21 protein-coding genes are annotated in these 20,397 nt (G+C 57.5%); 16 read left to right on the top strand and 5 right to left on the bottom strand.

Annotation, left to right across the window (positions count from 1 at the left end):
- Positions 1-184 precede the first annotated feature (184 nt).
- The gene (locus tag GQ39_RS07275) at positions 185-1,381 is read left to right on the top strand and encodes an MFS transporter (RefSeq protein ID WP_047528571.1); all 1,197 of its coding nucleotides are present in this window, start codon (positions 185-187) and stop codon (positions 1,379-1,381) included.
- Positions 1,382-1,543: 162 nt separating this feature from the next.
- Complete coding sequence (locus GQ39_RS07270) at positions 1,544-1,972, top strand: tail fiber domain-containing protein (protein WP_047528570.1); 429 nt, start codon at positions 1,544-1,546, stop codon at positions 1,970-1,972.
- A 27-nt stretch (positions 1,973-1,999) separates the two neighbouring features.
- Here the strand turns inward: GQ39_RS07270 and GQ39_RS07265 are convergent, their stop codons facing one another.
- Positions 2,000-3,037 carry an alpha/beta hydrolase family protein gene (locus GQ39_RS07265; protein ID WP_047528568.1) on the bottom strand — a complete coding sequence of 346 codons (1,038 nt, stop codon included), beginning with the start codon at positions 3,035-3,037 and terminating at the stop codon, positions 2,000-2,002.
- Between the two features lie 169 nt (positions 3,038-3,206).
- Complete coding sequence (locus GQ39_RS07260) at positions 3,207-3,818, bottom strand: FMN-dependent NADH-azoreductase (protein ID WP_047528566.1); 612 nt, start codon at positions 3,816-3,818, stop codon at positions 3,207-3,209.
- A gap of 131 nt (positions 3,819-3,949) precedes the next feature.
- Here GQ39_RS07260 and GQ39_RS07255 point away from each other — a divergent pair, with 131 nt between their 5' ends.
- Both GQ39_RS07255 and GQ39_RS07250 read left to right on the top strand, forming a co-directional pair.
- Entirely contained in the window at positions 3,950-4,858 is a 909-nt protein-coding gene (locus tag GQ39_RS07255; protein WP_047528565.1) for a LysR substrate-binding domain-containing protein, read from the top strand.
- Positions 4,855-5,214, top strand: a complete 360-nt coding sequence (locus GQ39_RS07250; RefSeq protein WP_047528564.1) for an MmcQ/YjbR family DNA-binding protein — start codon at positions 4,855-4,857, stop codon at positions 5,212-5,214. Before GQ39_RS07255 ends, GQ39_RS07250 begins: the two co-directional genes overlap by 4 nt.
- Here GQ39_RS07250 and GQ39_RS07245 read toward each other — a convergent pair.
- The gene (locus GQ39_RS07245) at positions 5,211-5,639 is read right to left on the bottom strand and encodes a DUF1294 domain-containing protein (protein WP_047528563.1); all 429 of its coding nucleotides are present in this window, start codon (positions 5,637-5,639) and stop codon (positions 5,211-5,213) included. The two genes, GQ39_RS07250 and GQ39_RS07245, sit on opposite strands and share 4 nt — an antisense overlap.
- Positions 5,636-6,466 (bottom strand): undecaprenyl-diphosphate phosphatase, encoded by an 831-nt coding sequence (locus tag GQ39_RS07240; protein WP_047528561.1) that lies wholly within the window; start codon positions 6,464-6,466, stop codon positions 5,636-5,638. Before GQ39_RS07240 ends, GQ39_RS07245 begins: the two co-directional genes overlap by 4 nt.
- A gap of 259 nt (positions 6,467-6,725) precedes the next feature.
- Between GQ39_RS07240 and GQ39_RS07235 the strand changes: the two genes are divergently transcribed.
- From GQ39_RS07235 to GQ39_RS07195, 9 genes are all read left to right on the top strand, one after another.
- Complete coding sequence (locus GQ39_RS07235; RefSeq protein WP_047538519.1) at positions 6,726-8,360, top strand: methyl-accepting chemotaxis protein; 1,635 nt, start codon at positions 6,726-6,728, stop codon at positions 8,358-8,360.
- 145 nt (positions 8,361-8,505) lie between these two features.
- Complete coding sequence (pnuC, locus tag GQ39_RS07230; RefSeq protein WP_047528559.1) at positions 8,506-9,069, top strand: nicotinamide riboside transporter PnuC; 564 nt, start codon at positions 8,506-8,508, stop codon at positions 9,067-9,069.
- Entirely contained in the window at positions 9,066-9,590 is a 525-nt protein-coding gene (locus GQ39_RS07225; RefSeq protein WP_047528558.1) for an AAA family ATPase, read from the top strand. The genes pnuC and GQ39_RS07225 overlap by 4 nt, the downstream gene beginning before the upstream one ends.
- A 330-nt stretch (positions 9,591-9,920) precedes the next feature.
- Entirely contained in the window at positions 9,921-10,361 is a 441-nt protein-coding gene (locus GQ39_RS07220) for a hypothetical protein (protein WP_047528557.1), read from the top strand.
- A 1-nt stretch (position 10,362) separates the two neighbouring features.
- Positions 10,363-10,938, top strand: coding sequence for a hypothetical protein (locus tag GQ39_RS07215; RefSeq protein WP_047528555.1), 576 nt, complete (start codon positions 10,363-10,365; stop codon positions 10,936-10,938).
- Between the two features lie 51 nt (positions 10,939-10,989).
- Positions 10,990-12,300, top strand: a complete 1,311-nt coding sequence (locus GQ39_RS07210; protein WP_047528554.1) for a hypothetical protein — start codon at positions 10,990-10,992, stop codon at positions 12,298-12,300.
- Between the two features lie 62 nt (positions 12,301-12,362).
- Complete coding sequence (locus GQ39_RS07205; RefSeq protein ID WP_047528553.1) at positions 12,363-13,043, top strand: C39 family peptidase; 681 nt, start codon at positions 12,363-12,365, stop codon at positions 13,041-13,043.
- 33 nt (positions 13,044-13,076) lie between these two features.
- A complete protein-coding gene (locus tag GQ39_RS07200; protein ID WP_047528552.1) occupies positions 13,077-13,817 on the top strand; it encodes a hypothetical protein in 741 nt (246 codons plus the stop codon).
- A 45-nt stretch (positions 13,818-13,862) separates the two neighbouring features.
- Positions 13,863-15,143: a hypothetical protein gene (locus GQ39_RS07195; RefSeq protein ID WP_047528551.1), complete on the top strand. Its 1,281-nt coding sequence runs from the start codon at positions 13,863-13,865 to the stop codon at positions 15,141-15,143.
- Positions 15,144-15,237: 94 nt separating this feature from the next.
- Here the strand turns inward: GQ39_RS07195 and GQ39_RS07190 are convergent, their stop codons facing one another.
- Complete coding sequence (locus tag GQ39_RS07190) at positions 15,238-16,563, bottom strand: sigma-54 dependent transcriptional regulator (protein WP_047528548.1); 1,326 nt, start codon at positions 16,561-16,563, stop codon at positions 15,238-15,240.
- Between the two features lie 345 nt (positions 16,564-16,908).
- On the opposite strand from GQ39_RS07190, the gene GQ39_RS07185 reads away from it, so the two are divergent.
- The 3 genes from GQ39_RS07185 (at position 16,909) to nhaB (ending at position 20,333) form a co-directional block, all read left to right on the top strand.
- Entirely contained in the window at positions 16,909-17,175 is a 267-nt protein-coding gene (locus GQ39_RS07185) for a hypothetical protein (protein ID WP_047528546.1), read from the top strand.
- Positions 17,176-17,462: 287 nt separating this feature from the next.
- Positions 17,463-18,752: a hypothetical protein gene (locus tag GQ39_RS07180; RefSeq protein ID WP_047528544.1), complete on the top strand. Its 1,290-nt coding sequence runs from the start codon at positions 17,463-17,465 to the stop codon at positions 18,750-18,752.
- 78 nt (positions 18,753-18,830) lie between these two features.
- Positions 18,831-20,333 carry a sodium/proton antiporter NhaB gene (nhaB, locus tag GQ39_RS07175; RefSeq protein WP_047528542.1) on the top strand — a complete coding sequence of 501 codons (1,503 nt, stop codon included), beginning with the start codon at positions 18,831-18,833 and terminating at the stop codon, positions 20,331-20,333.
- Positions 20,334-20,397 lie beyond the last annotated feature (64 nt).

The following is a 20,397-nucleotide window of genomic DNA, read 5'->3' as shown; positions in this document are numbered from 1 at the left end:
CAAGTGAAAAGCCCTGTCTTTTGTGACGGGGCTTTTTGCATTTCAGACCAAGGTTTCTTGTCGGTGCATAAATCATCGCGAGCAACAGCGATAATGCCATGGCAAAGGTAGTTAGCCTGCTTTCTTTTATATCAATGCCAAGCCATCATGCCGTTCTCCCACCGCCGCCCGCGAACGAGCTCTCATGTCTGCGCAGCACCAGCCACCGCAAAGCTCCATGGCGATCACCCTGCAGATCGTCTCCATTGTTTTCTATACCTTTATTGCCTTTCTCTGCATCGGCCTGCCGATTGCGGTGCTGCCCGGCTATGTCCATGAACAACTGGGGTTCAGTGCTGTTGTCGCAGGGCTGACCATCGGTTCGCAATATCTCGCTACCCTGCTCAGTCGCCCCATGGCGGGACGCATGTCCGACAGTGTCGGCACCAAGCGGGCGATCATTTACGGGTTGTCCGGGATTGTGTTGAGCGGCGTGCTGACGTGGCTGTCGACCTTGTTGCAAAGCGTTCCTTTATTAAGCTTGTTGATCCTGATCGCCGGCCGCTTGCTGCTTGGGATTGCCCAAGGCTTGATCGGAGTCGGCACCATCAGTTGGTGCATGGGCCAGGTAGGGGCCGAACACACCGCGCGTTCGATCTCCTGGAACGGCATCGCTTCTTATGGCGCGATTGCCATCGGCGCGCCACTGGGCGTGGTGATGGTCGATCAACTGGGCTTCGTCAGCCTGGGCATCGCCCTGTCTGTGCTGGCCCTGGCAGCACTGCTGCTGATTCGTAACAAGCCGTCGGTGCCAGTGATCCGGGGCGAGCGGTTGCCCTTCTGGGCGGTGTTCGGGCGCATTGCGCCGTTCGGTGCGAGCCTGAGCCTGGCCTCCATTGGCTACGGCACCCTGACCACTTTCATCACTTTGTATTACCTCAACCGTGGCTGGACCGGCGCCGCTTATTGCCTCACCGTCTTCGGCGTGTGCTTCATTCTGGCGCGCCTGCTGTTCATCTCCAGCATCAGCCGTTTCGGTGGATTCACCTCGGCCATCGCCTGCATGACCATTGAAACAGTCGGCCTGATGTTGCTGTGGTTCGCGCCTTCGACCGCCTATGCCTTGATCGGTGCCGGCCTGACCGGCTTCGGCCTGTCATTGGTGTACCCGGCGCTGGGTGTCGAAGCGATCAAGCAGGTGCCCAACTCCAGCCGTGGTGCCGGGTTGAGCGCATATGCCGTGTTTTTCGACCTGGCGCTGGCGATTGCCGGCCCCTTGATGGGGGCGGTGGCGTTGAACTTGGGTTACAAGTGGATATTCTTCGCGGCTGCGTTGTTGTCAGTTACCGGCCTTTGCCTAACGCTGCTGCTGTCACGCCAAAGTGCGCGTCAAACCCGTTGAACGCTGACACGGACAAGGCAATAGATTAAAGCATTACAGAAGGATTCCAACGCAACATTCCGCATCGATTGATGCAAAGAGCCAGCATTGTTTGAAGCGTCAACTTTCACAGATGCTTATCGCGGCTCTTATGTAACAATCGATAAATGGAGATTAATAAATATGCGTATATTGCCTTTAAGCCTGCTCGCGCCTGCATTGCTGTTTTGCCTCCACGGCACGGCCCATGCGCAAAGCTCCACACCGCAGCAAATCTGCCATAACGGTCAATGCTGGGACATCGGCGACGATATTGGAGATGAGTGCTGCCCATTCAGTGATGAACGACTGAAAAGCAACGTTCAACGCCTGCAGAATCCCATGGAAAACCTCCTGAAACTCAATGGTGTAACGTTCAACTGGAAGCAAAACGACCAGGCCGATGTCGGCCTGATTGCCCAAGATGTACAGAAAGTTTATCCCCAGTTAGTGCGCACTGATCGAGGCCACTTGCAAGTTGATTACCAAAAACTGGTGGCACCTCTTATCGAGTCCGTACGCGAACTTAATGCAAGGGTAGTAACACTGGAAACTTCTTTAGCTGATAAGTAACTAACGATAAACAACTGCCGATCTCCGTCACTGATCGGCAGTCTGCATCCCGGCCCGCGTCGCCTTGCCCAGCGTGCGGGTGAAGAAGCGTCCGGCTTCGGAGATCATGTTGCGGTGAATGTCTTCGCGGTCAACGCCATCGGCATCAGTACACAGCGCCGGCATGATGACGATCTGCTCGTCGTTGCACGGTGCCATGAATACAAAGTGCCCTGCCCCGGCCAGCAACTTGAAGTCCGGCGCGACTGGCAGCTTGCGCGCCAACGCCACCGCGTTTTTGTCGATGGGCACCAGATTGTCGCCGTCACCGCTGTAAAGCAGCACGGGCACGTGCACATCGGCCAGCGTGTGGCGACCGAACTTCAAGCTCAGCGGCGCCATCAGCATTAGCGCGTGGACGCGTGGATCGGCCACCGGTTGCAGGTCATCGCGGTCGACGATCAATTCCCCCCGGGTGTTGCAGGCGTCACGGTCATCCGGACGCTCCTGGCAGTAACGGCGCAGGCGGTCCAGGTCCGGAGTCGCACCGGACAGAATCAATGCCGTCTCGCCTCCGGCCGAGTAACCGATGACGCCCACCTGATCAGCATTGACGAACGGCGACAGCATGCTGTCGCCCAGGGTCGCTGTGATGGCTTCGGAAATCTGGATCGGCCGCCCGTACAGATTGCTCAAGGTGCCAAGACGACTGTGATCCTTGGAGTTGTCGCCGGGGTGAATCACCGCCACCACCACAAAACCCTTGCGCGCCAGCGAGGTGGCGAGGTCATGCAGGGCCAGCGGGGTTCCGGTGTTGCCGTGGGACAGCATCAGCATGGGGAATCGGCCGATGGCGACTTTCGTGTCTTCACCCGCCTCGACGGTGTAACCCTCGAGTCGGCTGGAATGTTCCTTTTCGCTCGATGGGTAGAAGGCGATGGCACGCATCGGTTGCAAGTCCAGCGGGTCGAGAAACTTCATCTCGTGGTAGCCGACGCTCCAGTGAGGATGCGGCGCAGGGGCGGCGTGCACTGTATTCAGGCTGCTGAGCAGGCAAATCAGTAAAGTTGCACAAAGACGCACCATGGGATGCCCCACCTTGTTACCGGATTAAAGACATAAACCCTCGACTGCATAACTTGGGCCACAAAACGAAATGGACAGAAACAAAAAACTCCGTATCTGATACTTGCGCATTCAGAATACAGAGTTTTTTGAGGGTTTGCCCAACCGGCTTGAAGTCTTTATGCAAGCCTTACGCGGCGGCGAACAACTGCTCGCTGATCTGCTCGTGAGCGTCGCTCATGGCTTTGTTACGGACATCGTCACCATAGGCCAGACCATGGGCACGCACGAATTCGATGTCAGTGATGCCGATGAAACCGAACAACACTTTCAAGTAGTCTTCGTGGGCAACGCCGGTTGCCTGGCCGGCATGCAGCCCGCCGGAAGTCGAAACGATCACCACTTTCTTGCCACCGCACAGCCCCTCGGGACCGGCTTCGGTGTAGCGGAAGGTCTGACCGGCAACGGCGATGCGATCGATCCAGGCCTTCAGTTGGGTCGGAACAGTAAAGTTGTACATTGGGGCTGCAATCACCACGGCATCGGCGGCGAGGAATTCGGCCAGTGTAGAAGCGCTGAGTTCGGCTTCGTGTTGCTGTGCGGCGTTGCGCAATTCAGCGGCGGTGCCGGCAGCAACCAGGGTGGTCGACGAAAAATGGCTGATGGCATCGGCCGCCAGGTCGCGGTAAGTCACCACAGCGGATGGTTCGGCGACTTGCCAGGCTTTCACGACTTCGCTGCTCAGCTGACGGGAAGCCGAGTTGTCGCCAAGAATGCTCGAATCGATATGCAGCAGTTTCATGTGGGATCTCCAGGTGAGGATCGCTACAAGAGCGATCTGATGGAAACAATCCTACAGATGAAACCAATAGGTGATTAGACCGCAACAATGCGATAGTTTGTCTCACTGATAGAACGATCGAGTCATCAGCCATGCAAGACCTCAATGACCTTTATTATTTCGCCAAGGTGGTGGAATCCGGCGGCTTCGCGGCGGCCGGGCGTTTGCTGGGCATTCCCAAGTCGCGGTTGTCGCGGCGTATCGCCGAACTGGAAGAACGCCTGGGCGCGCGCCTGCTGCAACGAACCACTCGCCAGCTGAAACTGACCGCCATGGGCGAACGCTACCTGCGACACTGTCAGGCCATGCTGCTGGAAGCCGAAATGGCCGATGAAGCCGTGGCCAGCATGTCCAGCGAACCCCGGGGACGTTTGCGGGTGTCCTCCCCGGTCGGCCTGGCCCACGAGATTCTGCCGGCAGTCATCAGCAACTTTCTGGAGAAATTCCCCCAGGTGCAACTTGAGGTAGTGCTGGTCAATCGCCGCGTCGATCTGGTCACCGAAGGCGTGGATGTCGCGCTGCGCGTGCGTGAACCGGGCGATGAAGATCCGCTGTTGGTGACCCGCCGCTTGCGCCAGGCGCAGATGCTCCTGGTGGCCAGCCCCACATTCCTGCTGGGACGTGAAATCAACCGACCCGATGATTTGAAAGACCTGCCAGTGCTCGGTGCCCTCGAACCGGATCGGCTGGTGCACATCCGCCTGGTCGATCGCCAGGGCAAAAGCCACGATCTGGCAATGGAAGCGCGCCTGGGCGTCGACGACTTCATCGTACGCAAGACCTGCGCCCTCGCCGGGCAGGGGTTTACCACGCTACCGATGATGTATTGCGAGCAAGAACTGGCCAATGGTTCGCTGGTGCAGCTGTTGCCTGAATGGTCGCTGCCGGGTGGCTGGCTGCAAGCGGTCTACCCTCATCGACGCGGGGTGATGCCGGCCGTGCGCGCCTGGCTCGACCATTTGATCGAAACATTCAATGCCTGCGGGGACCGTTTGATATGAAGGCTGGACGCATGAGCGAAGTGGACGTCGCGACATTCTGCCTGGCACTGCCCGGTGCGCGGGAAGACTATAAATGGGGAGGCGTGCGAGTGTTTTCGGTTGCCGGAAACAAGATGTTCGCGCTGCAGAACCTGCGTGGCGAATCCCTGGCGTTCAAGGTCGACAAGGATTTGTTCCTCGGTCATTGCGACCGTCCGGGCATTCATCCAGCGCCTTATCTGGCTCGGGCCCAGTGGATCATCATGAACACGCCCTACCCACTGGGTGCCGAAGAGCTGCAAGGCTTGTTGCAACGCTCTCATCAACTGGTGGTGAGTAAATTGCCCAAACGAACGCAGGTCGGGTTATTGCTTTAGAACAGTGCCAACAGGTTTGCACCGAGAAACAGCATGTCGATCCAGAACACTTGGTGCAGCATCACGATGAGCCAGAACACCAGTTGAAACGAGACCTTGCGCGTCTTGTGCCGAAACACTTGTTGCGCCAGCAACGCCCCCGGCCAGCCACCCGCGAACTCCAGTGCATGCAGCACGTTTTCCGGCGTTCGCCATTGATCGACACGGGCCTTGCGCTTATCGCTCCAGTACAGCAAAAACGTCAGCAGGCTGACGATGCCGTAGGCCGCGAGGGGAATCAGCGACACCCCACGCAACCACAACGACATCGACCCGAACAACGGCAGCGCGCACAGGGTCGCGAACACCAGCAGCTTGAGGCGTAGATGCTGGATGTGTCCCCCGGACTTGCCTGCGGAACGATAGCGCGCGCCGGAATCACTCATGGCTTGGCCGCGGTCCAGTCGATCCAGCCAAACTGCCACGTGGCCAGGATCAGCAGGCCGAAGGCAATGCGATACCAGGCGAACGCCGCGTAGCTGTGGCTGGCGATGAACTTGAGCAACCCGCGCACGGCAATCATCGCGAAAATGAATGCAGTCACGAAGCCAAGGGCAAATACCGGAAAATCAGCCGCCACGAACAGCTTGTGGTACTTGTAGCCCGAGTACACGGCCGCACCCACCATGGTCGGCATGGCCAGGAAGAACGAGAACTCGGTGGCGGTTTTACGCGACAGACCAAACAACAGGCCGCCGATGATCGTCGAGCCGGAACGCGAAGTACCCGGAATCATCGCCAGGCACTGGGCGAACCCGACTTTCAGTGCGTCTTTCCAAGTGATCTCGTCCACGGTATCGGCATGCACTTCATGCTGACGCTGTTCAGCCCACAGCATGATGATGCCACCCACCACCAGGGCCGTCGCCACGGTGATCGGGTTGAACAGGTAGTGGTGGATCAGGTCAGCAAAAACCACTCCCAAAACCACGGCGGGCAGGAAGGCGATCAACAGGTTCGCGGTAAAGCGTCGCGCACTGGGCTGGGTCGGCAAACCGATGACCACGTCGAAAATCTTGCGGCGGAACTCCCACACCACCGCCAGGATCGCCCCGAGCTGGATGATGATGTTGAATGCCATGGCCCGCTCGCCACCGAAGTCGAGCAAGTCGGCCACGATAATCTGGTGCCCGGTACTGGAAATGGGCAAAAACTCTGTCAGCCCTTCTACAACGCCAAGAATCAAAGCCTGAAAGGCAGTCCAAAGATCCATCAATCCCCCAAAAGGCTATGCAACGTTGCATGCCCCGTTAGTATTTTTAAAAACTTTTATCGCGATCAGCGTAGTTGAATTCGCACGCTTTCAGGCTCCACACCTGGCCATGAAAAATCCGTGAAACATTTGGATTCAGGTTTTCCCGTGCGGGGCCGAAATCCTATCAGACAAGTCCGATAAGTGCTTTCGCGTTATCGGGCCTGGCCGAATGCTGGCGATCATTCATTACAAGAACAAGAAAACGGAGCACCACGTTATGAACAGCTTGCGCAATATGTCGATCAGCCGGCGCTTGTGGCTCATCCTGGTCGTGGCCGTCATGATGCTGCTGGCCTTGGGTGTCTTGATGCTCAAGCAGATTCACGATGACTTGTATGTCGCCAAGGCACAGAAAACCCAGCATGTGGTGCAAACCGCCAGTGGCATCCTCACTTACTATCACGACCTGGAAACCGCCGGCACGCTCACCCGCGAAGCCGCGCAGAAACAGGCGCTGACAGCCGTTCGCGGACTGCGTTACGACCAGAACGATTACTTCTGGATCAACGATCTGACGCCGGTGATGATCATGCACCCGGCCAACCCCAAGCTGGACGGCCAGAATCTCTCGGCGATCCGCGACCCCGACGGTGTTGCGATATTCAATGAGATGGTCACGGTGGCCAGGAGCAAGGGCGCCGGGATCATCAATTACCGCTGGCCAAAACCCGGTGCCAGCGAGCCCGTGGGAAAAACCTCCTACGTCAAACTCTTCGAGCCCTGGGGCTGGATGATCGGCTCGGGCGTGTACATCGATGACATGCAAGCCGAATTCTATGGTCAGTTCTGGAAAGCCTCGGTCATTGGCTTTGCAATCGCGCTGATCATGGCGGCACTGGTGATCCTCATCGCCCGTAGCATCGTTCGCCCGCTTCAGGAAACCGTCCACGCGATGGCCAATATCGCCAGTGGTGAAAGCGATTTGACCCGCAGCCTCGACACCCACGGTCAGGATGAAGTCACACAATTGGCCCGGCACTTCAATGCCTTTACCGCCAAATTGCGCCAGGTCATCGGTGAACTGCAGGTCTGTGCCAGTGCGCTAGGCCAATCGTCCAGCGAATTGGGCAACGACGCGACCCAGGCCCAGCAACGCAGCCAGCAACAGTCGCAGCAGATGGAACGGGTGGCCACGGCGATCAATGAAGTGACGTCCGGCGTGCAGGATGTGGCAAAGAATGCCGAACATGCCGCCAGCGAAATGCGCGATGCCGAAGCTCAGGCCCAACAAGGCCAGGTCAACATTGATGGCAGCCTGCAGCAGATCGACACGCTGTCATGCACCATCAATCAGGCCGTGGACGTGATCCGCACCCTGGCCACCGAAAGCACACAGATCGGCAGCGTGCTGGAAGTGATCCGCTCGATTGCCGATCAGACCAACCTGCTGGCTCTCAACGCCGCCATCGAGGCAGCAAGGGCTGGCGAGCAAGGTCGGGGTTTCGCGGTGGTAGCCGACGAGGTTCGCCTTTTGGCCCAGCGGACCCAGAAGTCCACGGCGGAAATCCAGTCGATGATCGAACAACTGCAAAGTCATTCCGAGGCGGCGGTCAAGGTGATTGGCGACAGTAGCCGGGCTTCGCAGCTGACCATCGAACAGGCGGGTCTGGCCGGGACAAGTCTGAATGCCATCGGCCAGGCGTTGCGCAACCTCAACGGCCTGAATGCGTCCATCGCCAGCGCCACCCTGCAACAGGCCCATGTGGTCGAAGACATCAACCAGAACGTCACCCAAGCCGCCGGGTTGTCCCACAGCACCGCGCTGGCGGCTGAACAATCCAGCAAGGCGAGCCTGAGACTGAAGGAATTGAGCGAGCAATTGAACGGTTTGCTCAGGCAGTTCCGGGTTTAATTCGAAAAAGATCGTCCGAACACGATCCGTGCCTCTGGCAGCGCCTGCAGGGTAAACGTCACCCTGTGAGGCGCCGCCAAAGGCTGCGATCGTTTGATCTTCAGTTACAATCCGCCCCCTCTTCGACTTCCCCCAAGGAAACTCCATGTCCGGGCTTGAACTGTTTGCCGCCGCCCTCGGTGTCATTGCCGTCTGGTTGACGGTCAAACAGAACCCCTGGTGCTGGCCGATCGGTCTGGTCATGGTGCTTGTCTATAGCTGGATCTTTTTCGAGGTGAAGCTGTATTCGGACATGCTGCTGCAAGTGATTTACGCCGCATTGCAGCTCTATGGCTGGTGGCAGTGGACCCGCGCTGGCGATGCGCATCATGGACGCGAGGTCAGCCGGCTAGGCAAACATGCGGTGGCGTCGGGACTGGCCATCGGTGCGGCGGGCAGTCTGTTGCTGGGCGCCGCCATGGCGCACTGGACCGATGCCGCCCAGCCTTGGCTCGATGCTTTCCTCACCGCCTTCAGCCTCGTGGCGCAATGGTGGATGGCGCAAAAGCGCTTGCAGTGCTGGCCGCTGTGGATCGTTCTGGATTGTATTTTCGTCGGTCTGTTCCTGTACAAGGGGATGTACGTGACGGCAGCCCTGTATGGCCTGTTCACCCTGCTGGCCATTCAAGGCTGGCGCTCATGGCGCAGCGATCCGGTGCTGTGCCCATGAAGGTGCTGGTGCTGGCAGGGCCGGAATCCAGCGGCAAAAGCTGGCTTTCGAGTGAGATTCACGCCAACTTTGGCGGCATATTGGTCGATGAGTACGTCAGGCACTTCATCGAAAGCGAAGCCCGGGAAACCTGCTACGATGATATTGAATCAATAGCACATGGCCAGCTGACCTGGGAGGATGTCGCACGCGCCTCACAACCGTCGCTACTGATCCTCGATACGCATCTTTTAAGCAACATTCTTTGGAGTCGTACGTTGTTTGGCGCTTGCCCGACCTGGATCGAACAGGCACTACTGACCCGGCACTACGACATGCATTTACTGCTGAGCCCTGAAAACGTGGCCTGGCATGACGATGGACAACGGTGCCAGCCGCAACTGGCAGAACGCCAGGCGTTTTTCCAGGCCAGCCGCCAATGGCTTGAGCAGCACCACCAGCGTTATCAGGTACTTGAAGGTGATTGGCAACAGCGCAAGGACGCCGCCTTTGAGGCCGTGACACGCTTGCTCAAGGCCTGACAGGGCTACCCCGCCCTGTCACATATGTCCATTCCTGAAACACCCTCCCCCGCGCAAACCCTCGAACTAAAGCGGCCCGAGCGCTGCAGCAAGAAAATGTTAAGCCACTGATACAACCTGCCTCAAGCCACCTTGACGAGCAATGGCGCCCATCTGGACGGCGTTTTTGCGTGGCTTTGTCTCAGCGGTGATACAAATTTTTTTGACCGCCACGACAAATATTTACAACTTACTGTTTTTTAAAGAAAAACAAAAACCGGCACACCTTCTGCTCTCTTCCCCGCAGTGCTGATTAACACCAGCGCTCCACTTACAGAAGGAATTGCCGCCGTGGGGAAACTTGATAACCACATTTTTAGCCTCCTGCTGATCGGATGTGCATTGGGCTCAAGTGTTTGCCTGCCTGTGCAGGCTGACAACGGCATCATCATTATCAAACGTGATGTCCAGGTGAGAGACGCGGTGACTCCGTCGTTAGCCCCCGATCCTAACCCCACGACCGCCAATGCCAACCCGTCGAAACAGATCCTCAATCAGACGAGCGAATTGAGCGACGGTGACTTTGCCAGCGTCGCCAGTGGTGCAGGCATTTCACGCCTGGTCGCCCAAGGCACCAATAACCTGGGCGGCAATATCACTAACCAGACACAACTTTCCAACCTACCCGCCGGGCGTTCGGGAAATTCGGGCAACAACAGCATCGCCAACATGGTCAATTCAAACGTCCAGCAAGGCCTGGGCGCTTTGAGAATCATAACGGGAGACCGTTGAGATGAATCGCACGCTGCTGATTATCGCCCTGCTTTGCAGTAGTACATCGGCCTTTGCCCAACCTCCTGTCATCAATAACGCCGAAATCGATAATTCAGGCGCGCAGTACCAAGGCAACTTCTCCGTCAACCAGGCGGCTGGCGATCTCCAGCAACAGGCCAACGCCCGAGCCATCGCCATTGGCCATGGAGCCAGTGCGACGGTACAGATTCGCCAACGGTTGCGCGGCCAGGTCGACCCCGCCATGGATGCGCACTCGAGCATCCAGGGTAACTCCTTCAGTAACGGCAACGGCGTACTGGGCGTGAACCAGAGTTCGGGCGCCAATACCCAGCAAGCCAACGCAGTGCGTATCAGCATCAGTGCTCAGCCGCAAAGCATCGACGACAGCGTCCTCATGCAACAGAACGTGACGCTGCTCAACAACTCCGATCCAACTGAGTCTGCACCAGGCTATCGCCAGGTCGCTACCAGCGACCAGGCCTTCACCGGTAGCCGCGGGGTAATTCAGTTGAATCAGAGCGCAGGGGTGGGAAACCGAATGGCCAACACCTTTAGCGTACGGGTCGCGGATTGACCCAAACAGGTAGTTTCAACACTTAACCTAAAATAAGTACGGAGAATCACCATGAAACCTTCGATGGCATTAAAGCCTCTGGTTTTCGCAATTGCTGCGGTCATGGCTGTTGCTGTACAAGCTAACGATCGCCGTAATGACCACCAAAACGGCAATCACACTCCTCCACCAACCGTAATCCCTGTTAATGCAACTGCCAATGCGACCGATAGCCAGACCAGTACCGGTAACCGCATCTATAACGAAGGGACTCAAAACTCAGCCGAGATGAGCAGTTCCGGCTCTGGCGCCAGCGGCAATGTCGGCGTCAACGTGGCGGCAGGCAGTGGCAACCAACAAGACAACGCGGCCGCCATCGCAAACGCCAGCTCCACCTCCAGTCTGGATAACAGCTTCGTGTTCGGCACTGCCAATGCCAACTCTAAAGTCACGCAATACGGCAATAACAATCGGGTCGACAACTACTCCACCACATCGTCTGCGGTGATGAGCGGCTCGGGGAATGGTGGCAGCGGCAATATGGGGATCAACATTGCTGGTGGCGACCTGAACCAACAGAAAAACACCATGGCAATTGCCAACTCCAATGCACCGCTCGGCAGCGCGATGGCCACTGCCTCGGCCGATCAAAGCAGTCCTGGCCTGACTGTGAACAACGGTGCCGATCGGACTACCCGCCTGGATACACTGACGTTTACCAAAACGTCTAGCGGCAGTTCCAATTACAACAAAAACTCCAACTTGAGCGTAGACAAGAGCGCTTCCAGCAACTGGGCCGCGAGCGGTTCCAACAGCTTCGATGCAAGCGGATCGAAAAGCTTTGATGCCAGCGGATCCAGAAGCGCGAATTCCAATGCTTCCAGCAGCGCTTCTTTCGATGCTTCTCTGAACGCTAACCTGGACGCGTCGGCAACTGCGAACAGATCGGTCACCTGGAACAATGGTGGCGCCGATCACACCCGCAGCAGGTCTGCTGATGCATCGCTGACCGCATCGCTTGATGCATCGGCCAGTGGTTCTCTCAACACGTCGAACAGCAACTCGTCCGACTCGTCCTACACAAAATCGCACGACTCCTCGTTCACAAAATCGTATGACTCCTCGTACGACAAATCAGGCGAGAAATCGTCTGCGTCTTCTAAAGACGTAACGAAGAGCTACAGCGAAAGCAGTTCATTTGATTTGAGCAACACCTACTCCTATCAAGTGCTGACTCCAACCGGCTGGGCAAACCCTGTGACCAACACCGCAACCCTGAGTGGTTCGGTGAATGGCGGCAGCGGCAACCTGGGTGTCAACGTGGCTGCTGGTGTGGGCAACCAACAAAGCAACTCGCTGGCCATCTCCAACCAGTCGTTCTAATGCTGTCTCTGGAGGCCCCCTTACGGGGGCCTTTTTTCAATATGACCAGAGGGCATCCCCCCATGCGCATTATCGCCTTGGCATTTTTGCTTTGCGTGACCAGTGTGATCGAGGCTGCACAAATGCCGCTGTCCGTCCTGCCGGGCGGTGCGGTGGTATTCAAGCCGATCCAGAGCATCCGCGAGCGTAAATTTGCCGACCTGGTGCAACAGAAAACCGATTTCAGTTGCGGCGCAGCAGCGCTGGCGACCATTTTGCGCCAAGCCTATTGGCTGGACGTCACAGAAGACCAGATCATCGAAGGCATGCTGGCACACTCCGACCAGGATCTTGTCCGCGTTCAGGGCTTCTCCATGCTCGACATGAAGCACTACGTGGAAAGCATCGGCATGCGCGCCCGTGGCTACCGGGTGGCGCCGGAAACCTTGAGTGAAATCAAAATCCCGGTGGTGGTACTCATGGATATCCGTGGCTACAAACATTTTGTAGTCATGCAAAGGGTCCATGAGGGCTGGGTCTATATCGGAGATCCGGTACTCGGTCATAAACGCTACAAAGTCGACGACTTTGTCAAAGGCTGGAACGGCATCATCTTTGCCGTCATCGGTCAGGGCTACGACAAAACCAATGTGTTGCTCGACCCGCCGTTGCCACTGAGCGCCAAGAATCGCATCAACACCTTCAACCCGGTGCAAGACGCCGAGTTGATGGATTTCGGATTCATCCAAAGCGACTTTTTCTAATAACAAGGGAGCACGAAGCTCCGGGAGTATCCAATGAAGACTCCAATCTGGCTGGCGGTGGCTTGCCTCGCCGCCAGCCTGCCAACCCATGCAGAGACTTTCAAACCCATCGAACTGAATGACCAGGAATTGGCGAGCCTGCGCGGCCGCTTTGTCATGCCCGGACGCATCATCAGCTTCGGCATCGCCATGACCAGCACCTGGCAAAATGCCAACGGTGAAGTGATCGGGGCAACGTCCTCGATGCAGATTCAACAATCCACCATCCAGCCACAGTTCTACGTGTCGAAGATCGATGAAAAAGGCACTGGAACGTCGCAATCACAAGGCACCGGCACCGTCACTGGCGGCAACGGCCTCAACAGCACCGGAGGAGTCACACAAGTCGTGCGTGCTGCCGGTGACTACAACACGGCCTACAACAACGTTGATATCAACGTGACCAAGGCCAATCAGGCACCAGCCACACAACAGCAGGGCCAGGCATTGGCCGCTGGCTCGACATTAACCGGCGCCAACGGTGCGGGTTCGATGAGCGTTTCCTCGACCGGTAGTGGCATACAACTCAACATTCTGGCCAACAACAACCAGGGCAGTACGGTACAACGCCTGGCCCAGGGCGGGCTGCTGCAGAACACGACGCTGCTCGGCGCCGGCAACCAGGTCCGCAACATCACATCGCTCAATGTCGTGCTGCGTGACACCGTTCCGACAGCCGGCTCGCTGAGCGGCAATCTGGACCAGCTCAGAGGGCTACGCACCAGCGGATTCTGATCTACGCTCAGTGTCACCAGACGTGTCAGAAGGGACGGCTCACCCATGCATCGATCTTTAACGTTCAGGGCTATCGTTTGTTTGAGTAGCCTGGCCCCGGCTTCATTGCTGTACGCAGCACCGGACCCCCAGGTCGAAGCACTAAAACAAGAACTCATGGAGCTGAAACAACGTTACGAAGCACAACAGAACGCGCTGATGGTACTCGAGCAGCGCGTTCGCCAGGTCGAAGAAACACCGGCAACACCGGCGCCCAAGCGCCTGACCAAATCCCCCGCGGAAAAGATCAAGGGTGGCCAGACAGTGGCCACCTCTGGGTCGGGAGCCACGGGCAGTTCATACGGCCAGTCGCTCAAGGATGACTCGGAGCCTGCGCAAAGCGTTTCCAACCTGTATGACGAAGCCAGCGGCTTCTTCGGAGGCGGCAAGTTCAGCGTCGAAACCGGCCTGACCTACACGCACTACGATACCCGCGCGTTAACGCTCAACGGCTTCCTGGCACTGGACTCGATTTTTCTCGGCAACATCAACATCGACCGCATCAAGGCGGATAACTGGACCCTGGACCTGACCGCGCGTTACAACGTGGCTCAACGCTGGCAGTTCGACATCAACGTTCCCGTGGTTTATCGCGAATCGACGTATTCCTCCGGTGGCGCCGGTGGCGCAGGCCCGGTGACGTCGGATGCATCCGTCACCCGCGACCCGACCATCGGCGATATCAACGTTGGCGTTGCCTACAAGTTTCTCGATGAGTCGGAGAACTATCCCGACGCGGTCGCCACACTGCGCATCAAGGCACCAACGGGTGAAGACCCTTACGGCATCAAGCTGATCGAGGACCCGAACAACAATAACCTGGCGGTACCCGAAAGCTTGCCGACCGGCAACGGGGTCTGGTCGATCACCCCGGGCATCTCGCTGGTCAAGACCTTCGACCCTGCCGTGCTGTTCGGCAGCCTGGCGTATACCTACAACATGGAAGACTCGTTCAGCGACATCAGTCCCCAAGTCAACTCCAAGGTGCCAGGAGACGTGAAACTCGGCGATTCCTGGCAGATCGGTGCCGGCATCGCATTCGCCTTGAATGAGAAGATGAGTATGTCGTTCTCGTTCACCGATCAGTTCGCCCGCAAGAGCAAGATCAAGCCGGACGGGGGTGAGTGGCAATCCATCACCAACAGCGATTACAACTCGGCCAACTTCAACATCGGCATGACCCTGGCAGCAAGCAATAACCTGACGATCGTCCCGCAACTGTCCATCGGGATGACCGATGACGCGCCCGACTTTTCCTTCAGCCTGAAATTCCCTTACTACTTCTAATGCTGCGACAACAAAAAGCCCGCTGTTTCAGCGGGCTTTTTCGTGGGTCCTACGCGCTATTGGAGCATTGACCTGCAGCCATACACCCCGCTACTCAACGTATCTGATGCTTGTGCAGCAAACGGTAGAAGGTCGGCCTGGATATCCCTAATACCTTGGCGGCGATGCTCAAGTTATCGCTATGACGGTTAAGCACATCACACAACGCCTGACGTTCTGCCCGGTGTTTGTAGTCTTCCAGCGTGCCCATCGGCGCGGAAACAGTTTGATGGCTGATCAGCCCCAGGTCTCGCGCTTCGATCTGCCGGCCTTCGGCCAGAACCAACCCGCGCCGTACCCGGTTGGCCAGTTCGCGAACATTGCCCGGCCAGTCATGCTTGCCCATGGCTATCAACGCATCCTCACTGAAGCTGCGCGGACGGCGGCCGGTTTCATGACTGTAGAAATGGGAAAAGTGGTTGGCCAACATCGACAAATCGCCATTGCGCTCACGCAGGGGCGCGGTCGAGACCTGCAAGACGTTCAGGCGATAATACAGATCTTCGCGAAAGCGCTTCTTCTCGATCGCGGCCTCAAGATCGACGTGGGTCGCGGCCAACACCCGTACATCCACGGGAATCGGCTGACTGCCACCCACCCGCTCGATGTGCTTCTCCTGGAGGAAGCGCAACAGGTTCGCCTGCAGTTCAAGAGGCAGGTCACCGATTTCGTCGAGGAACAGCGTACCGCCATTAGCCGCCTCTATTCGCCCGACCTTGCGTTGATGGGCGCCAGTAAAGGCCCCCTTCTCGTGACCGAACAGTTCGGACTGGATCAGGTGCTCGGGAATCGCGCCACAATTGATCGCGACAAAGGGTTTGTTGTGGCGCAACGATTGCCGATGCAGCGTGCGGGCGACCAACTCTTTACCTGTCCCGCTTTCGCCGCGAATCAACACTGGAGACTCCGTCGGCGCCAGTTTGCTCAGGAGCTTGCGCAACTCGCGTATTGGCTTGCTGTCACCGAGCAACTCGTGCTCGGGCTGATCGATATGCACCGTGCCCTGGCCGCGAAGACGGGCCATGCCGAAAGCCCTGCCCAGCGTCACCTGGACTCTGGAGACATCAAAGGGCAAGGTATGGAAATCGAAAAACCACTCGCAGACGAAATCCCCGACATTCTGCAGTCGAAGCACTTCCTGGTTGAGCACGGCGATCCACTCGGTGCCGCTGCGGCTGATCACCTCTTTGACGGCGTCCGGGTGCTCGAGATGCCAAGGCTGCAAACGCAACAAGCCAACGTCACACGTTCGGTCGGTGGCGTTTTCCAGCGTGCAGCTGTCAACGTCCCAACCCACGGAGCGTAATCCGGGCAACAGCTGATGGCAGTCGTCGCACGGATCCACCACAAGTAAACGTCTTAAGGCAGGCGCATCGCTCATGACTGTTCCTTGGCGCCAAAGTCAGGAAAAATTATTAAAAACAGTCATTTGGCAAACCTGACTGTAACATTAGCAAGAATTTGACAGGGCCTTGTATCGTTTGACTATAGAGCGGTCCTGGTATTAGTTATAAGAAGAGACTTCGATAAAAATACCTGACGAGCCCAGGTTTTCATTCAGTGTTCAAAATGAATCGGGCCAACCGGGTATATGAAAGAAAGTTGAAATTTCTTTTGATTGCATGTGACCCGAACCACCCTTGCGGGCATCAGTACAAGTAACCAGCCGAAGGGTCAGCCCAACCGTCGGCCTATCACTTGATTGGGCATACCGAGGGAACATCCAATGAACGCCCCGCTCCGTATCAACGAAGCTCTTCTGATTGCCGACCGCGCATTCCAGCCTTTCCAGTGCGTGGCCTGGGCGCCACAGGACGGCAACGGTGAACTCAGCCTGACCGTTATCGATCGCACCAAAAACAGTATAGGCCGCAAGCTGATCCCGAGCAGCGCCTACACCGACCCGGCACAACTTGAACGCCTGCTCGAACAGGCTCGTGCCGAGTTGAGCCACGAAGGTTACACGCTCCAGTCGTGGTCGATGCCGCATTGATATTTTTTTGCGGATTACTCCGGGGTAATCCGCGCCCTTCCCCCGTCGTTAACAGGTTGGCTGATCATTGCCAGCTGAACTTATGACATGCCTTTATTCGAACTTCCCGTGTGCCTTTAAACATTGCAGGCTTGCCACTGGTTCGAAAAGACACTGTTCTGGCACACAGCGACCCTCCACCTGTTAGTTGTGACAGTTGTGCATTCAACCATTCAGGTTTTGAATATTCTCCTTATACAGTCGCCACCCAATTCCCGGATCAGGACGACTCGCAAGGAGATGCGTGCATGTCAAGCCAGTCCGTTGTGGCTTCGCCCTCAACACTCAGTCATGCAGGGCAACTGGATCCTGCATTCGCCACCCAAGGCAAATCCCAGGTCTATTTCGCCGGCAGTCTTTCAAGCATCGCCCATGACGTCGCAATAGATTCCCAGGACCGCCTGTTGGTGGCGGCCAAGGTAGGCACCCCGGGCGGCAGTCGCTTCGGTCTGGCTCGCCTGCTGGAGGATGGCTCGGCGGATCTCGCCTTTGGCAATCAAGGCAGTGTCATCGGACAGTTCCAACAAGGTTTCGAAGCCATGGCTACCAGGGTTCGCGTGCTCCCCGATGAGCGCATTCTGGTCGTCGGCCTGCACTACGAAAATACGCACTTCACCCTCCCCGCACTGGCATTGTTTGACCCACAGGGCCGTCCCGTTCAGGACTTCGGTGACAATGGTCGCTGCATCGTGCGTCTGCCAGGCAATCTCTCCCATGGTATGCGTGATGCCTGGCTTCCACCCGGTGTACCGGGCGCCGAAGCCTGCGATGTGGACGTTCAAGCGGACGGTCGGATCCTGCTGATGGCCAACCATCACTTCGAACGGGCCGATCATGCCGGCCTGCTCATTCGGCTGAACCCCGACGGATCGCTGGACAGCACATTCAATGGCCGCGGGTTCGTGATCGTCAGGCACTTGCTGATGAACACTTGGCTTAGCAGCCTGAAGATTCAGTGTGACGGGCGAATCCTTGTGGGCGGGTCGATCAACCTCCCCGGAGAAGGATTGCTGGCCCGTTATCGCGCGGACGGCAGTCTCGACACGCATTTTGCCGTGGACGGTTTCATGAGTTTCGAGGCGCGGGGGCATAGCGCTCAGGTCAACCGGATCGTCCAGCAAGACAATGGCGACGTGCAGTGTTTTGGCAGCAGTCGTGAGCCGATGCGCTGCCTGGCCTTGAAAGTCCACATCAATGGCCGCCCGGACAGTCACTGCAACGGCGGGCAGCCGCAATTGCTGGAAATCGCCAATAACGGTTGCCAATGGACCGCCGCACAGGCGCAACCGGACGGCAGTGTGGTGGTAGCCGGCGCAACCATTGGTGGCGTCGAGGCCGACTTTCTGCTGGGTCGATACTCGCCTGACGGCCAGCTCGATCCAGACTTTGGCGATGGCAAAGGTTGGGTTCGCACCCGTCTCGGTCGCAGCCTGGACACCGCCACCTCGGTGGCCGTGCAGCGTGATGGAAACATTGTCGTGGGCGGTTATTCCCTGGACGGCCACTATCGGGCGATCGTCGCCCGTTACCTGGCTTAGCCCACTGGATTTTTCCTACACTTGATCTTCCCTTCCGCTTACGGCAAGTTGCGCGCTTCTTAATACAAGGAGCAGCCAATGTCCGGCTCGATGGCCCAGGCGTTCGCGCGTAATTTTCTGGGCAACTCACCCCGCTGGTACAAGGTTTGTATTGTCGGTTTCCTGATTCTCAATGCCCTGGTGCTGTGGACAGCAGGTCCGGTGGCAGCCGGCTGGTTGCTGGTGCTGGAATTCATATTCACCCTGGCCATGGCGCTCAAGTGTTATCCACTGATGCCTGGCGGCTTGCTGCTCGTCGAAGCGTTGTTGCTGAAAATGACCACGCCACAGGCGCTCTATGACGAGCTGGTTCACAACTTTCCGGTGATCCTGCTGCTGATGTTCATGGTGGCCGGCATCTACTTCATGAAAGACCTGCTGTTGTTCCTGTTCTCGCGGTTGCTGCTTGGGGTCCGCTCCAAGGCGCTGCTGTCGTTGATGTTTTGCTTTTTGTCGGCGTTCCTGTCGGCCTTTCTCGACGCCCTGACCGTGACAGCCGTCATCATCAGTGCTGCCGTCGGTTTTTACTCGGTGTACCACCGTGTGGCCTCGGGCACCGATCCCCGCCAGGACGGCGAGTACGGCGATGATCGGCACCTGCCTTCCCTTCATCATGGCGATCTCGACCAGTTTCGTGCGTTTCTGCGCAGCCTGCTGATGCACGGTGCCGTCGGTACGGCGCTGGGTGGCGTGTGCACGCTGGTGGGTGAACCGCAGAACCTGCTGATCGGCCATGAAATGGGTTGGCATTTTTCCGAGTTCTTCCTGAAAGTCGCTCCGGTTTCACTCCCTGTCCTGGTCGCGGGTCTGGTCACCTGCGTCCTGCTGGAAAAATTGCGCTGGTTCGGCTACGGCACCTTGCTGCCGGACAACGTCCGCGCCGTGCTGGCCAATTACGCCGCCGAGGACAATGCCGAACGCACCTCGCAACAACGTGCAGCCCTCATCGTACAGGGCGCGGCCGCGCTGATCCTGATTGCCGGCCTGGCCTTTCATGTGGCGGAAGTGGGCTTGATCGGTTTGATGGTGATCGTGCTGATCACAGCGTTCACCGGCATCACCGATGAACACCGTCTCGGTAACGCGTTTAAGGATGCGATGCCATTCACCGCGCTACTGGTGGTGTTTTTCGCCGTGGTGGCAGTGATTCACGATCAACAACTGTTCACGCCATTGATCCAATGGGTGCTGGCGCTGCCTGCCGATCAACAACCGGGCATGCTGTTCATCGCTAACGGGTTGCTCTCGGCGATCAGTGACAACGTGTTCGTGGCGACCATCTACATCACCGAAGTGAAACAGGCGTTCCTTTCCGGGCACATGAGCCGTGAGCATTTCGAGACCCTGGCCATCGCGATCAACACGGGCACCAACTTGCCGAGCGTGGCGACACCCAATGGTCAGGCTGCGTTTCTGTTTCTGCTGACGTCGGCGATTGCGCCGCTGGTTCGCCTGTCGTATGGACGGATGGTGTGGATGGCCTTGCCATACACCATGGTGATGGGCGTCCTGGGTTGGTACGCGGTGAGCTACTGGCTGTAAACAGCGCCCCGATAACGTGGGAGCGAGCCTGTTCGCGAAGCGGCGACATCAGCCAATATTGACG

The sequence above is a fragment of the Pseudomonas sp. 11/12A genome, from assembly GCF_000800055.1.
Lineage (GTDB): Bacteria > Pseudomonadota > Gammaproteobacteria > Pseudomonadales > Pseudomonadaceae > Aquipseudomonas > Aquipseudomonas mohnii.
The sequence above is the reverse complement of the archived record's forward strand: the minus strand, read 5'-3'. Positions and strand labels throughout refer to the sequence as shown.